The organism is Lysobacter enzymogenes (assembly GCF_023617245.1).
GTDB lineage: Bacteria > Pseudomonadota > Gammaproteobacteria > Xanthomonadales > Xanthomonadaceae > Lysobacter > Lysobacter yananisis.
In genome coordinates this window covers 5,530,017-5,543,028 of record NZ_CP067396.1, presented here as the reverse complement: position 1 = coordinate 5,543,028, position 13,012 = coordinate 5,530,017, and the positions used below count along the sequence as shown (strand labels likewise).

The window sequence follows — 13,012 nt, the reverse complement described above, 5'->3', positions numbered from 1 at the left end:
CCGCCACCGCCTTAGCGCTCTGCCGATTCAGGGGGGAAGCGGCGAGCGGCCGTCTCTCCTTGCGACTTGCCACACGGGTTCTCCGCTCGACGGAGGAGGTCCAGTAGCTCCGAACGGAAGATCAATACGTCGCGAGGGGCGGTGAAGCCAAGGCGCACGCTACCGTTCCGCACACGGAGTACGCGTACCTCGACGTTTTCGCCGATGTAGATGGCTTCGGAAGGCCTACGAGAAATCACTGGCATAGCTTGTCAACGCGTCGCCGGAGGAAACAGCGGGCCATAGGCGTAGCTGGCGCCGAGAAGATTGGAGTCCGGCGCCGCCAGTTGCAGAAGGTGCTCAAGGGCTTCCGGCTTCATGTAACGGATCTCGCACACATGCTCCCCGCCCAGACCGGGCGCCCAGACCTCAGTCGTTGAACCGCTGCGGGTATGTCGCTCGCGCGCGCGATTACACGCTGCGGCGACGCACGCAGCGCGAGTCGCGAACGCTGCGGGATCGTCTGCACCGTCTACGTAGATGCGCCAATCCAGGACGCCGCGGTACTTCACGTCGTAACGGACCACCACGGGAGTCACCATCCTTCGTACTCCTTTAGTAGCCCAAGGCTCCTGGCTACCCCTTCGCCGAGCCACTGGGGGTGGTAGCTGCGAGTCCCACCAAATGCCGGGTCGAGTAGGATGCCGTACGTCGAACGCTCGTCGCCTACTGCGAGCTTGGGAAACAGAGCCCAGAAGGTCGCATCAACGATTTCGTGGCTAGGGAGCGTGATCCAGACATGGAGTGGAAAGTCCGCATGCACGACGGTACCGGCACGAAGCAGCCTCTCCACCTGTTCGATCGGGGTGTAGTTGAGGCGCTCGCCTTGCTGGTAGACAAATCCCGCGGTCAGCAGTGCCGGTATTTGGAGCTCGCGCACAATAAGGTCGCGGATCAAAACGGTGAGCCCGAAGCGGTGGTCCGCCACCGTTCTGCGATCCAGATGGCCGAGCGTCCGGCGGAGGTGCTCGGAAACGACAGGCAGCGCAGCCTGCCTCAGCTTCGTAGGCGATGTCTCAAATCGGGGCAGCTTTGCCCCCCAGGCCAAGCTCAGCGTTCGTGCGGCCAGGAGCTTGGTCTCGTAGTTGAGAGCGCCGTAAGGCGCTGGCCTACCGGGTGTAAAAAGCCGGCGTAGCCAATAGGGCAGCATCCGTTGCATTGCCGGTGTATGAATTGGGGACACAAAGCCCTCCTGACCGCTCTTTCGAGAGCAGTGCGGCTGTGGTCTGGTTGAGGGGACTGCTTGGAGAATCTGGTAGAGCGGCTACCGAACTTGCTCTGGGTAACTGCACGCTTCGTAGAACACTTCGCAGGCTTGGTCGTGCTGGCGACAGTCATCCATCGCCAGTCGTGTCGCCTCGTCCTGGGTCGGGGCGGTCATGGACCGGGTGTAGTTGCTACCCCAGGCCGTCGCGACGCACTGGTTCTTGAACGAGATGGTGACCGCGCACGTCGGGCCGCCGCCGGTCTCCTTGCACTTCGCCAGCGCTCTCCTTTCGGCGGCGCGTTTGCTGGCTTCGCCGACCACGAACCCGGCGCCGCCGCGCGACGCCGTGGGATCGATGGCGATCGCGCCCCATCGGGTCTGCCAGCGATCGGGCTGCCGCTCCGCGGTCGCCGGCATGGGGACGCAGTGGCCCGGCTGGCCAGGGTTGGAGTACCGGAAGAAGCCAGCGGGGCAGTCGCCCTCCGCGCGCGCGGGTCCCGCGAAGCTCAACGACAGGGCGCCGAGAGCGCAGAAGAGGAGTTTCGGAGTCATAGGCATTCCTTGCGTTAGCCTGCGGAGTCGGGCCGCGGTCGGCTGGCGGCCTGGCCCGCGATACGAGTATGGTCGATGGGGGTTTGGGCGCCTTGGGGCGCGGCACCGGAATACGGTGCCTTGCCCAACGGCGGGGCCGATCCGGCCCGACCGCTGGAGGCAGCGCCTGGACCGGCCATGACCGAGTACGGATTGAAATTGGCCAGCAGTCCCCTGAACAGCATGGCCGCCGCGGGCGGAGCACCCATGATCAGGGTCGACAGAACCAAGCCCAGCACGCCCTGCATTTGCACGACGCTGCTGATGCCGTCCGACGCTGTCCCCATCCCGAGCAGCCGCGACAGCCCCTCTGTCGCCCAGAAGGCACCGGCGAGCGCGAGCGTCACATCCATCGCCAGCGTCACAGCCACGCTCAGAAACGCCATTGCCATCAGCGACCCAATCAAGGAGTTGAGCCATCCTTTGAAGAGACCGTCGGTCTGCTTGAAGATCAAGCACAGGATGAAGAACGGCCCCACGCCCAGCAGCATGGCGATCACGAACTTGTTCAAGATCAACATGCATCCACCGACCACGGCGGGTCCGCCGACGCCGAGTCCCGCCATCAGGCTGGCTTGATCGCGCTTCTTGAGCGCGGCTTGGTTCTCCCCGACGTCGAGCAGGTCAATGCTGCTCATGGCGAGCTGCGTCAGCGCGAGTGCCTGGTCAATGTCGTCGTAAACGCTTGTCTCGTCGTTGCTGCTGATGGAGTAGTTGATGACCTGACTCATGCCATCGGTCATGCTCTTGTACAGGGTGGGCTGGAAGCCAGCGGAGACGCCCGCTACCGCGACAATCAGCACCAAACGAGCAGCGTCGACCTGGAGAGCGGCCATCGACTCCTGGGATCGGCCCGTCACCCGCAAAAAGCCCTGATAGATGATCCACAAGATCACAACCGGCGTGATAGCGAATGCGCACAGCGTGCCGACTCGACGCAGGAGGTTGCGGGAGTACTCGGCGATCTCGCCGTCCAGAAAATCCTTGAACAGGGCGAAGAACCCGAGGCTGTCCACGCCGTCCGGAATGGCGGCCTGCTGGAGGCTGGGGAGGTGGGCGAGGCCACCGGCGAACAGGTCGAACATAGAGAGGTCCGTTGGGTAGTAGGTGAGCAGCTGACGATCAGCGCTCGCGCCGTTTCGCGATGTCGAAGGCGGTCTTCAGCGCAGTTGCCCGCATTCCGCCTTGTCCCAGCCGCTTCAGGTCGAGCTTGCTGCCGGTGTGCTCTCCGTCGATGACTGCCTGCGCAGCCTTCGAGTGTTCCTGTTCCAGCACGCGCACTTGCCCGTCATACGCTTCCAGAAGGTTCTGGGCGTTCTGGAGGTCGACCTGCGTGCGGGCCTGAAACGAGAGCAGGCGATTGCTGTTGGCCTGCAGGCGACCCGCTTCGTCGGGCTTGATCTCCGAGCGCTCTTTGTAGATGTCCTTCAGCTCACCCTCCCGGGTCTCGGTCAATTCCTGCAGGTCGACCATCGCATTAAACTGCCGGTTCTGAGTCTGCATCAGTGCGGCGCACAGTTCCTTTTGCTTCGGCCCCGGGTTCTTGACGTCCGTACAGCGTTCGGCGACCCCGAAACCGAGAGGGCGGCGATCGAGTTTGACCTTCACGCCGTCGCGGCCGAAGTACGACTGTCCGCTGACCAACTGCTGGTTGTACTGCTTCTGCAGTTCCTTGTACTGGTCGTTCAGCTTGTCGTAGGAGCGCTTCATCTCCTCCAACTGCTTCATGCTCTCAGCAGTGTTTTTGGGGTCGAAAACAATATCGATCGCCCAAGCCTGTTGCATGCTCGCAGCCGCGAGAACGATGACTGTGGTCAAGGTCGAGATCCGGCGGAAGCTAATGAAGTTCATGCCACAGACGCCCGTTTTTGAGGTTAGACAGCGAGGTTTCGTCAGTCAGACACTGATTCGATGCGGTGTTTAAATATCCGCCTGCGCCCTTCGTCTATGACGGTCAACACCAGGCGGCTGCCGTCGTATGGATGAAATCGCCACTCCATGACGGGAAAGCGCCAAGCGCGAGATTCGCTTTGAGCTGCGCCGGGCTCCGCAGCCATTCGCTTGGCGATTGACTCGAGGGGCTCGTCGGTAATTTCCATATCGCGCAATGACACATCCTCGCCGACATGGACACGCATGATTATTTCTATAGCATCCACATCTTCCGCTGCGATGCCGTTCCGGCGAAGAGCGATGACGTTGTTGGCACTGCCTTCCATTTGTCGTAGCTCCTATTCGTCAAGCAGGTAGTCCAGTCCTTGCTCGTAGAGGTAGGCCGTGAGATGCGTCTCCCGGCTGATCGCGAGCTTAAGCATTGCGTTTCGCTTATGAGCGGAGACCGTTTTCGGACCAACCCCATGCAGCTTGGCGATCGTCTGGTTCGACAGCTGTTTGCAGATGGCGATGGTCACTTCCATTTCGCTCGGTGTGAGGTCGTACCAGTTCGCCAGAGCGGCAGCGCTCAGGTTCAAGCTCGGATCGGTGAACTTTTCCCCCGAGAGACCCGCGCGTGTTGCAGTGATAAGTACATCTGGGGCACTACCCTTCGTTACGTATGCGGCGACGCCCTGTTGCAGCAGGTCCTTTGCGAGGTGTGCACTGTTGTATGCGGTGTAGACGACAATCTTGAGCGACGTGTTGCGGCGGAACAGCTCTTTGACCAGTACCAGTCGCCGGTACCGCCCGGGCATCGACAGGTCGAGGAGCAGGAATGCGTTTCTGTACTCTTCTTTTCCAACTAGGCTGAGAAGGTCATCGCTGTTGCCTACCGATTCGATGTCCTTCGGGTCGACGCCAATCCTCTCGACCAAGAGGTGCTTCAAAAAGAAGACGACCGAGGGGAAGTCTTCTGCCAAGACGTACTTCATGCAGGTTCCCTGTGTTCTTGGACACCTCGGCTTCCGTGCCGGACCGCTAGGCTGCCTCAACTCGGTGTCGTTGTCTCTGCGAAAAATCCAAGGAAATCCACAGCTTCCACTCCAAAGGCTCTGTTGCACGCGAGCCTGGAGTTCGTTCGGGGTTTGGGCCGAGCCTTAAAACAAGGTGTTTTCCTATTGCTGGCCCCTGCAGTTACCGTTCGTCCGATGTGCGCTATCAGATTTTTCTGACACAAGAATCGGCAACTTCTGACAGGGAATTCGGCTGCTCCGTTCGTATCGAGAGTTGCGCGTACCGGGCGGCGCACTCGGCGCTTTTTGGGATAGCCCAATGGATTGGACGGGTCGGATATGGCCATCCAATCCAGTCAAAGTCAATGCAGATCAATAGCTTACAAAATGATGGGGGACTCCAGACGGGCGGACTCCTGAGGTGGAATCGCCCGTCTGGGCATAGCTTTCTTGGAAAAATCCAAGAACGTTGGAAATGTCCAAGAAGACCGCCTCGGCGACCCGTCGTCTGCCTCGCGCAAAGACGAAGCCGCCTTCGAAGAAGCGACAATCTCCCCCGTCCGAGTTGTTGCAGGCTGTGGGAGCCCGAATTCGCGAGGTTCGTAAGCAGCGCGGGTACAGCCAGGACGATCTGGCGTACGGTGTTCCGATGGATCGCGCTTACATCGGCCTGATCGAGAACGGGAAGTCCGCAGCTTCAATCATCACCCTCGTCAAGCTGGCCATTGCGCTTGAGTGCGAGGTCGGCGACCTCTTTCCCTATATCGAGGACTTGCGGCCATACGCTGGCTGGCTGGACGAATAGGGACGAGGGAGCTCGGCTCTACCCCTAGCGACGGACAGAAATCCTGCTACGCTCGCCCGGGCGGTTGCACGGCCGCCTCAACTGGCGGATCAACTGTCGATCCACACGGACGGCGGAGGCGAGCATGGCCGATTTAGGGGAGCTGTCGCGCGCGACGCATCCGGTGGAGGCCGGGGGCGAGCTGAGGATGGCGTTCCAGCCGATCCGGGATGTCGTGCGCGGCAGTGTTTACGCCTATGAGGCGCTTGCGCGCCGTCCCGGTGGCACGAGCGCGACTGAGGTCTTCCTGAACCTGGAAGGGCAGGAACTCAGCCGCATGGAGCGGCGGCTGGTCTGGGAGGCAATGGCGGCCGCGGCGAGACACCGGCTTCCCGGCTATCTCTGCATCAACCTCGGCAGCACCCTGCTCGGAAACGAAGCAGCGCTCAACTACTTAGCGGACATGGCGGCCCGTGCTGGGCTGTCACCAAGTCGAATCATTCTGGAGTTCCCCGAACACTTACCAATCGATGTGCCTGCATGGGTTGCGAGCCATATGCTGCTGCGCGCCGCGGGCTTTCGAACTGCGTTGGACGATCTGGGCGCTGGTTACGCCAGCCTATCGGTGCTGGCCGCTTACGTGCCCGACTTGGTTAAGCTGGATATGCGGTTGGTGCAGGGAGTCTCGGACTCGGCGCAACGGGTCCGTCGAAAAGTGGTTGCGTACGCCGCGGCGATGGCGTTGGATCTGGGGGCAGAGGTCGTTGCCGAGGGAGTGGAGACGGCAGCCGATGCCGAGGCTCTACTGAAGCCCGGAATCTATCTTCAGCAAGGTTACTTGCATGGCCGGCCGACAATCCTGATCGATGCAGACGGAGACTAAACTACTGGCCTAGCGGAGCGGGCGGTTCGGTCCCGTGATGGGCAAAATCTCGTAGCCATTGTCCCGCGCCGCCTTGATAGAGAAGGCGCCGCTCGTTGAGCGGATACAGGCCGTTTCGCGGTATTGCAAGATTAGTTTCATGAGCCGTTTGGATAAGGTTGGGCTGAAGGCCCGGTGGCGCTGATCTCGCCACTGGCGATAAGATTTCGTGATCGAGGGCATCGACCGCGCTGCGGTGCTGGAGCATGTGCGTGACGCGGGTGGCTCATGCGCCTCCGGCTGGGTCTTTGTGTCCTCTTTGGCGCGGAGCGGCCTCAGCTTTCGCAGCCGAGCGCAGCATCTTCTCGACGCGCGCGCCCGAGTCGCGCGACAACTGGCTCAATAGTCGGGCTTCAGGCAGATTCTTCCAGTAGCGCTTGGGCATTTCCTGCTGCATCGCCCGCTCGTTGAGTCGCGCAGGATTGAAGATGCTGGTGTAGTAGAGCCGCCACAGATCATCGTGGTCGTCCTGCGACGGCGCTTCACCGCGCTGTGCGCCGGCGCCGAAGCGCAACTCGACGCTGTCCCAGACCGCACGCCGGTATGGGGTCAGGATCGCCCAGCGCATTGCGTGGAACCGGCGTACGAAGAACGGTGCGATCCGGTCGAGGATGCAGTACTGCGGCTCGAACCACGCGATGAAGGCCTCGTCCGGCCCAGGCAACGCGCGAAAGCGCACGAACGCCTTCATCTTGTGGGTATCGCGCGCGACGGCTCCGGCGAGGCGTTCGGCCGCATCGATGTCGGGGTCGGTTGGCTGCAGCAGCAGTTGACGCTCGCCACCGTGGGTCAGGCGCCAAGCGATGCGGTACATCAGGGCATGGCGCAGGGGATCGGTGTGGCACACGACACGGCCGGCCAGTTCGAAGAATCCTGCAGGAATTGTCGGCGGCGGCTGCAGCGACGGGGCGCCGGCGAGGTCCGCGTTGGCCAGCAGGCAGGCCTGGGCCTCGCCCGACCAGAACACCGCCTCGGGCGCGACGCGCGCGCTTAAGCCTGCGCGGGCCAGCCTACGCCATGCGTCGAGGTCCCACGACGGTACGACCGCCGCGCTGTACAACGCGGTGTTCATGAGGCGAACAAGTCGAGTTGGCGCGCGCCCGGCGCCAGCGACTTGCGCAGCGCGTCGGGATCATCCAGGCGTTGGCCGGGGTGGTGATCCAGCACGCACACGAACGGCAGCAGCTTGGAGACCGGCGCACGCAGCCGGCTCAGGTCGCCCAAGCGCAGCCGGCGGTAGCGCCGACCTGAGACGATCTTGTCGACGTTGCGAACGCCCAGACCGGGGACGCGCAGCATCGCTTCGCGCGAAGCCTTGTTGAGGTCGACCGGGAAGAACGTGGGATGCCGCAAGGCCCAGGCCAGCTTGGGGTCGATATCCAGGTCGAGCATGGCCGCGGCGCCAGTAGCCTGTGCCGGCGCGATGTCTTCGAGGCTGAATTCGTAGAAGCGCAGCAGCCAGTCGGCCTGGTAGAGGCGATGCTCACGCAGCAGCGGCGGCGGCTGCGCGGGCAGGCGGGCCGAGGCGTCCTGGATCGGGCTGTAGCCGGAGTAGTAGACCCGGCGCATGCCGTAGCGGCGGTAGAGTAGATCGGACTTGTCGAGGATGCTGCGGTCGTCGGCGTCATCCGCGCCAACGATCATCTGAGTACTTTGACCGGCCGGCGCGAATGGCGCGCGGCGAGGCCGGCGCTGGCCCGCGACCGCCGACTTACGACGTTGCTCGGCGCTATCCTGGATCCGCCACGACACTTCGCCCATCGCAGACTGGATCGAGGCCGCGTCCTTTTCCGGTGCCAGCGCCTTGAGCCCACCTTCGGTCGGCAGTTCGATATTAATGCTGAGCCGGTCCGCGTAGAGTCCAGCGCGGGCGATCAGCTCGCGCGAGGCATCGGGAATCGTCTTGAGGTGGATGTAGCCGCGAAAGCCGTGGTCCTGGCGCAGCGAGCGCGAGACCTCGACCAGTTGCTCCATCGTGTAGTCGCTGTTGCGGATGATGCCGCTGGACAGGAACAGGCCTTCGATATAGTTGCGCTTGTAAAACTCCAAGGTCAGCCGCACTACCTCGGCGGTGGCGAAGCGCGCCCTGGGGACGCTACTGGACGAGCGGTTGATGCAGTAGGCGCAGTCGAAGATACAGAAGTTGGTCAGTAGGATCTTCAGCAGCGACACGCAGCGGCCATCGGGCGTATAGAAGTGGCAGATGCCCATGCCTTCGGTGCTACCGATGCCGCCGCCGGTGGAGTCGCGCCGCTTGCCGCCGCTAGACGCGCAGGACGCGTCGTACTTGGCGGCGTCGGCGAGGATCGCCAGTTTTTTTCTAAGTTCCATGATGGCATGTAGGGCGTGTTTTGCGCATGCAGCGCAGGTTCGCGAAGTGTCCGCAGGGTAGGGCGGAACCGCGGGCATGATGATCGCATGCCGGGTTCGTGGCCATCGCTGATTCGCGCCGGCAGACCCGCTGCATCGCGGCAGTCACGACCCGGCGTCGGCGGCCAGCGCGTCCCGCAGCCGCTGCGCCTGCGCGCGGATCTCGTCTAGTTGTGGCACAGATAAACGGTTCAGGCTTTTCCATTGCAAGGCCGCGCGCGGGTGGTGTTCGAATCGTCCGCGGTGACGATCGAGGAAGTCCCAGTACAACGTCGTGAACGGACAGGCCTTCTCGCCGGTGGCGCGACTCGGGTCGAACGGGCAGCCGTCGCAGTAGTTCGACATGCGCTGGATGTACCGGCCACTGGCCGCGTATGGTTTGGACACCATTCGGCCGCCGTCGGCGTACTGGCTCATGCCGAGGACGTTGGGCAGTTCGACCCATTCCACGGCGTCTACATAGACCGCTAAGTACCAGGCGTGGATCTCGCGTGGACGAACCCCGAGTAGCATTGAGAACAGGCCGGTGACCATCAGCCGCTGGATATGGTGGGCGTAGCCGAGCTCAAGCGTCTGCGACAGCGCTTGGCGCAGGCACTGCATGGGGGTGTTGGCGGTCCAGTAGAAGCCGGGCAGCGGCGCCTGCGCCTGCAGCTGGTTGGCCTCGGCCAGTTGCGGCATGCGCAGCCAGTAGTAGCCGCGCACGTATTCGCGCCAGCCGATGACTTGACGCACGAACCCCTCGACCGCTTCGATGGGCGCGTGGCCGGCGCGATGGGCTTGGACCGCTGCCGCGATCACGCGCCGCGGCGACAATAGTTTGAGGTTCATCGCCGTCGACAAGCGCGCGTGGTAGAGCCAGGGCTGATCGCTCCACATAGCATCCTGGTAGCGGCCGAACAGCGGTAAGCGATGTTCGATGAAATCCGCCAGCGCCTGTTCGGCTTGCCCGGGCGTCAACGGCCAATCGAACTGGGCCAGTGAGCCAGGGTGACCGGCGAAGCGTTCCTCGACAAGGGCGATGGCCTCGAGCGTGGTCGTATCCGGTGTGAAACGCCGCGGAGCGGCCAGCAGGCCGGGGCCGCGTCGGTCGAAACTGGCGCGGTTGTCCTGATCGTAGTTCCAGCGCCCGCCGGTGGGTTCGCCGCCGTCCAGCAGCACGTTCTCGCGCTTGCGGATCCAGCGGTAGAAATGCTCCATGCGCAACACTGACTTATCTTTAGCCCAGTCGGCGAAATCGTGCGGGTCGCAATAGAAATGCAGGTCTGGCCGTTCACTCCAGGCCACGCCGGCGTCTTGGCAGGCCTGCCGCAGCGATTGGTCGAGACGCCATTCGCCGGGACGCACCGCGATCACCCGCTCAGGACGATAGTGTTCGAGGTCCGCAGCCAGGGCGTGTTCGAGTTGAACGAATTCGTGGCTGCCTAGCGCTCGGTAGGCGACCGGTAGCCCGCGCCGCTGCAACTCGTCGCGGAAGTGTCGCATCGCCGCCAGGAACAGCGCCAGACGCGGCTTGCCGTTCCAGACATGGGTCGCTTCGCCGTCGACCTCGGCCATCCAGACCAGGTCGAGGGCGGGATCGAAGCCTTCAAATACTGACGAGTCGATATCGAGCTGATCGCCGAGGACCAGGACGAGGTTGCGGATCGGGGTGGGTGTTGACGGATGCATGCGGTCGGGATCTGCAGGCCGATCAATCCTGCACGCCGGTCTCCACCAGACGATCCACGTCGTAACCACGATCCTTGGCCCGTTGGACGATCTCGCGGTAAAGGGCGCGCTGCATGCCTGGCTCACGCGACAGCACCCACAGGTACTTTCGGGAAGGCGAACCGACCACCGCCCATCGGTAGTCTTGATCGAGATCCACAACCCAGTAGTCGGCCCAGATACCGGGCACCCAGCTCAGCCACGCCGGGGCAAAGCGGACTTCGAGTGCAGCGGGGCGCGCAGTGGCCCTGGCCCTTCCTACGGCCTCCTGGATCTCGCCGGACCGGGTACGGCACCGATTCCTGACTTCGATGCTCCCATCCGCCAGGCGGCTGTACTGGGCCGTGGTCTGATCCTTGCAGTTGCGCTGGAAAAACATCGGCAGGTGCGCCGCTTCGTGCCAAGTGCCCAGGTAGCGATCCAACGCGAATTCGGCGACCGGCGCGTTGGCGGCGGACGAGGAGGCGAGTGCTGCGGCGATAACAATGGATTTCATGAATGTGCTCAGTGGAACGAAACGGGGGCGGCAGGCATCGGACAGCTAGCGGGGCGGTCAAGGAGCGGCGGGATCACGATAAAGGAACACCTCATTTACTTCTTCGCAGTACACGCCCTTCGAACGTATCCTCAGTAGCGCGCCGTGATTGTCCTCTGCAAGTGCTCCTAGGTATTTCCAGTCGTCCTTGTTCCCTGGGTGCAAGAACACGTAGCGCTGTGCGGAAACAAGGGACACGATCTTCCCATCCTGGCGCGCAGCCAGGATGGTGGGGAACAGTTGCTGACATCTCATGGGGTTTAAGGCTGCACATCGAAGGGGCGACCAAGTGTTGCTCAATGGCATGTTGTTACTTTGAACCCTGCTTGGGCGAATCCTGCGATGATCGGGCCTGCGGCACCTTGCGCAGGTCCGTGGTCGAATAGCCGAGTTCGCGCAGGCGCTCCACCAGCTGGGCGTAGTCCTGCTCCGGAATTTGCGGCGAGCGGGCCATGATCCAGGCGTAATCGCGCTTGCTGCGGGCGACGATGGTGCGGGTGTAGTTCTCGTCCAAATAAGCAATGACGTACTCGGCCTTGATCGGCCAGATGAACTGCATACCCCACACCGCGTTGCCGGTGCCCGGCTTGACGAAGCCGGTCGGGTGCATGGTTTCAATGGGCGCGTCATGGCTGCCCTTGCGGAACGTGAAGGTGGTAAGTACGCGACCCTTCTCGTCCAACCGGTACGACTCGACCGCATCGAAAGCTTCGCGCTCCGGGCGCGAGGGAATGTGGGCGATCACGTACCAGTCTCCCATGAACCGGGGCAGGTCGACCGATTCGACCGGCGGCATCGGTCTGGCTTGGCTAGCGCAAGATCCAAGCGCCGGAATCAAGATCAGCACGGCCAAAAAACGCAGTGAAGAGTTCATGGAGAATCCTCAACGCTTAGAGAATAGGTAGTGAGCGACGCCCCATTGCTGGCCGCGGTCGTAACCAAACAGCTCGGCGCACGCCATCCAGAACATGCGCCAGCGCTGCCGCCACAGGCGGTAAGCGTCACCATACGCCGCCTCAAGTGCGTCGTCGGTGGCGCCGCGGTGGGCGTCCTGGTTGGCCAACCAGTGGTTGGCGGTACGTTGGTAATGGCTGCCGTCGAGCAGCCAGCGCTTGTCGATGCGCAGGTCGTTCTGGAACCACAGCAGGGTATCGGCCGCGGGCATCAGGCCACCGGTGAAGAAGTGCCGGCCCATCCAATCGTCATCGCCTTTCGTTTCGAACGGGTACATCAGTTCGCGATGACAGAAGATGTGCACGAACAGTTTGCCGTCCGGCTGCAGCCAGCCGGAGACGCGTCGCAGCAGATGCTCGTAGTTGCGCATGTGCTCGAACATCTCAATAGAGACGCAGCGGTCGAAGCGCATCGGATCGAGGTTCAGGCGGTTGGCGTCGGCGGTGATCACCAGAACGTTCGACAGACCGAGTTCGCGGCAGCGCCGCTCGATGTGCTCGCGCTGCGGCTGCGAGTTGGACACTGCGACGATCTGCGCCGACGGATAGCGCTGCGCCATCCATAAGGTCAACGAGCCCCATCCGCAGCCTAGCTCGAGGATGTGCTGTCCGTCCTTGAGCTGAGCGCGCCGCCCGTAGAGTTCCAGCATCGCCTCTTCGGCCTGGGCCAGAGTTTCCTCGCCGGTGGGGTAGTAGCAGCACGAGTACTTCATGCGTGGCCCTAGGCAGTGGGCGAAGAACTCCGGCGGCAACTCGTAGTGCTGGCCGTTGGCCGCGTCCGTGTGGATCGCGATCGGGCTTTGCCGCAGCAGCTCGATGCGCACGCGGTATAGATCGTGCTGGCCGCCCAGGCCGTCGGCATACTCCTCGCGTAACCGCTGCATGCAAAGCCGGCGAATGCCGTGACGGATAGCGGCATCCGGCAACCAGCCACGTTCAGCCAGGCCGAGCAGTCCGCTGGCGGGCTGGCGGTCGGGCGCGTAGACGGGCGGGGAAGACGGCTCGGACACTAA

Annotated in this window: 16 protein-coding genes; 2 read left to right on the top strand and 14 right to left on the bottom strand. The window is 62.8% G+C overall.

All coding sequences use genetic code 11. The annotated features are described in order from the left end of the window. Positions 1–11: 11 nt before the first annotated feature. From JHW41_RS27640 to JHW41_RS22965, 8 genes are all read right to left on the bottom strand, one after another. Positions 12–245 (bottom strand): carbon storage regulator, encoded by a 234-nt coding sequence (locus tag JHW41_RS27640; protein ID WP_428995419.1) that lies wholly within the window; start codon positions 243–245, stop codon positions 12–14. Positions 246–251: 6 nt separating this feature from the next. Continuing rightward, a complete protein-coding gene (locus tag JHW41_RS22995; RefSeq protein ID WP_250447733.1) occupies positions 252–581 on the bottom strand; it encodes a hypothetical protein in 330 nt (109 codons plus the stop codon). Next, positions 575–1,189, bottom strand: a complete 615-nt coding sequence (locus JHW41_RS22990; RefSeq protein WP_250447731.1) for a hypothetical protein — start codon at positions 1,187–1,189, stop codon at positions 575–577. The genes JHW41_RS22995 and JHW41_RS22990 overlap by 7 nt, the downstream gene beginning before the upstream one ends. A 114-nt stretch (positions 1,190–1,303) precedes the next feature. Beyond that, on the bottom strand, positions 1,304–1,798 hold the full coding sequence (locus tag JHW41_RS22985) for a DUF4189 domain-containing protein (RefSeq protein WP_250447728.1): 495 nt from the start codon (positions 1,796–1,798) through the stop codon (positions 1,304–1,306). Positions 1,799–1,812: 14 nt separating this feature from the next. Continuing rightward, complete coding sequence (locus JHW41_RS22980) at positions 1,813–2,922, bottom strand: type IV secretion system protein (RefSeq protein WP_250447725.1); 1,110 nt, start codon at positions 2,920–2,922, stop codon at positions 1,813–1,815. Between the two features lie 37 nt (positions 2,923–2,959). Beyond that, complete coding sequence (locus JHW41_RS22975) at positions 2,960–3,655, bottom strand: hypothetical protein (RefSeq protein ID WP_250447722.1); 696 nt, start codon at positions 3,653–3,655, stop codon at positions 2,960–2,962. 74 nt (positions 3,656–3,729) lie between these two features. After that, complete coding sequence (locus JHW41_RS22970) at positions 3,730–4,056, bottom strand: hypothetical protein (protein ID WP_250447718.1); 327 nt, start codon at positions 4,054–4,056, stop codon at positions 3,730–3,732. Positions 4,057–4,068: 12 nt separating this feature from the next. After that, positions 4,069–4,704 carry a response regulator gene (locus JHW41_RS22965; protein ID WP_250447716.1) on the bottom strand — a complete coding sequence of 212 codons (636 nt, stop codon included), beginning with the start codon at positions 4,702–4,704 and terminating at the stop codon, positions 4,069–4,071. 496 nt (positions 4,705–5,200) lie between these two features. Between JHW41_RS22965 and JHW41_RS22960 the strand changes: the two genes are divergently transcribed. Together JHW41_RS22960 and JHW41_RS22955 are read left to right on the top strand one after the other, a co-directional pair. Further along, the gene (locus tag JHW41_RS22960; RefSeq protein WP_078995465.1) at positions 5,201–5,530 is read left to right on the top strand and encodes a helix-turn-helix domain-containing protein; all 330 of its coding nucleotides are present in this window, start codon (positions 5,201–5,203) and stop codon (positions 5,528–5,530) included. Positions 5,531–5,654: 124 nt separating this feature from the next. After that, positions 5,655–6,392 carry an EAL domain-containing protein gene (locus JHW41_RS22955; RefSeq protein WP_250447713.1) on the top strand — a complete coding sequence of 246 codons (738 nt, stop codon included), beginning with the start codon at positions 5,655–5,657 and terminating at the stop codon, positions 6,390–6,392. A 265-nt stretch (positions 6,393–6,657) separates the two neighbouring features. On the opposite strand, the gene JHW41_RS22950 is transcribed toward JHW41_RS22955, so the two are convergent. The 6 genes from JHW41_RS22950 to JHW41_RS22925 all read right to left on the bottom strand — a co-directional run bounded on the left by JHW41_RS22950 (position 6,658) and on the right by JHW41_RS22925 (position 13,009). Then, a complete protein-coding gene (locus tag JHW41_RS22950) occupies positions 6,658–7,503 on the bottom strand; it encodes a TIGR03915 family putative DNA repair protein (RefSeq protein WP_250447710.1) in 846 nt (281 codons plus the stop codon). Next, the gene (locus JHW41_RS22945) at positions 7,500–8,762 is read right to left on the bottom strand and encodes a putative DNA modification/repair radical SAM protein (protein WP_250451197.1); all 1,263 of its coding nucleotides are present in this window, start codon (positions 8,760–8,762) and stop codon (positions 7,500–7,502) included. Before JHW41_RS22945 ends, JHW41_RS22950 begins: the two co-directional genes overlap by 4 nt. 144 nt (positions 8,763–8,906) lie before the next feature. Continuing rightward, a complete protein-coding gene (locus JHW41_RS22940; protein WP_250447708.1) occupies positions 8,907–10,472 on the bottom strand; it encodes a cryptochrome/photolyase family protein in 1,566 nt (521 codons plus the stop codon). A 22-nt stretch (positions 10,473–10,494) separates the two neighbouring features. Further along, on the bottom strand, positions 10,495–11,007 hold the full coding sequence (locus tag JHW41_RS22935; RefSeq protein WP_250447706.1) for a lipocalin family protein: 513 nt from the start codon (positions 11,005–11,007) through the stop codon (positions 10,495–10,497). 349 nt (positions 11,008–11,356) lie between these two features. Continuing rightward, positions 11,357–11,920 carry a lipocalin family protein gene (locus JHW41_RS22930; protein ID WP_250447703.1) on the bottom strand — a complete coding sequence of 188 codons (564 nt, stop codon included), beginning with the start codon at positions 11,918–11,920 and terminating at the stop codon, positions 11,357–11,359. A gap of 9 nt (positions 11,921–11,929) precedes the next feature. Further along, positions 11,930–13,009 (bottom strand): SAM-dependent methyltransferase, encoded by a 1,080-nt coding sequence (locus tag JHW41_RS22925; RefSeq protein ID WP_428995592.1) that lies wholly within the window; start codon positions 13,007–13,009, stop codon positions 11,930–11,932. Between the last annotated feature and the right edge of the window lie 3 nt (positions 13,010–13,012).

Excerpts from the sequence above, each read along its gene's own strand:
- JHW41_RS22965 (WP_250447716.1), bottom strand. The coding sequence starts at position 4,704 with ATGAAGTACGTCTTGGCAGAAGACTTCCCCTCGGTCGTCTTCTTTTTG.
- JHW41_RS22955 (WP_250447713.1), top strand. The coding sequence starts at position 5,655 with ATGGCCGATTTAGGGGAGCTGTCGCGCGCGACGCATCCGGTGGAGGCC.
- JHW41_RS22985 (WP_250447728.1), bottom strand. The coding sequence starts at position 1,798 with ATGACTCCGAAACTCCTCTTCTGCGCTCTCGGCGCCCTGTCGTTGAGC.
- JHW41_RS27640 (WP_428995419.1), bottom strand. The coding sequence starts at position 245 with ATGCCAGTGATTTCTCGTAGGCCTTCCGAAGCCATCTACATCGGCGAA.
- JHW41_RS22940 (WP_250447708.1), bottom strand. The coding sequence starts at position 10,472 with ATGCATCCGTCAACACCCACCCCGATCCGCAACCTCGTCCTGGTCCTC.
- JHW41_RS22995 (WP_250447733.1), bottom strand. The coding sequence starts at position 581 with ATGGTGACTCCCGTGGTGGTCCGTTACGACGTGAAGTACCGCGGCGTC.
- JHW41_RS22945 (WP_250451197.1), bottom strand. The coding sequence starts at position 8,762 with ATGGAACTTAGAAAAAAACTGGCGATCCTCGCCGACGCCGCCAAGTAC.
- JHW41_RS22990 (WP_250447731.1), bottom strand. The coding sequence starts at position 1,189 with ATGCTGCCCTATTGGCTACGCCGGCTTTTTACACCCGGTAGGCCAGCG.
- JHW41_RS22960 (WP_078995465.1), top strand. The coding sequence starts at position 5,201 with ATGTCCAAGAAGACCGCCTCGGCGACCCGTCGTCTGCCTCGCGCAAAG.
- JHW41_RS22930 (WP_250447703.1), bottom strand. The coding sequence starts at position 11,920 with ATGAACTCTTCACTGCGTTTTTTGGCCGTGCTGATCTTGATTCCGGCG.
- JHW41_RS22935 (WP_250447706.1), bottom strand. The coding sequence starts at position 11,007 with ATGAAATCCATTGTTATCGCCGCAGCACTCGCCTCCTCGTCCGCCGCC.
- JHW41_RS22980 (WP_250447725.1), bottom strand. The coding sequence starts at position 2,922 with ATGTTCGACCTGTTCGCCGGTGGCCTCGCCCACCTCCCCAGCCTCCAG.
- JHW41_RS22970 (WP_250447718.1), bottom strand. The coding sequence starts at position 4,056 with ATGGAAGGCAGTGCCAACAACGTCATCGCTCTTCGCCGGAACGGCATC.
- JHW41_RS22950 (WP_250447710.1), bottom strand. The coding sequence starts at position 7,503 with ATGAACACCGCGTTGTACAGCGCGGCGGTCGTACCGTCGTGGGACCTC.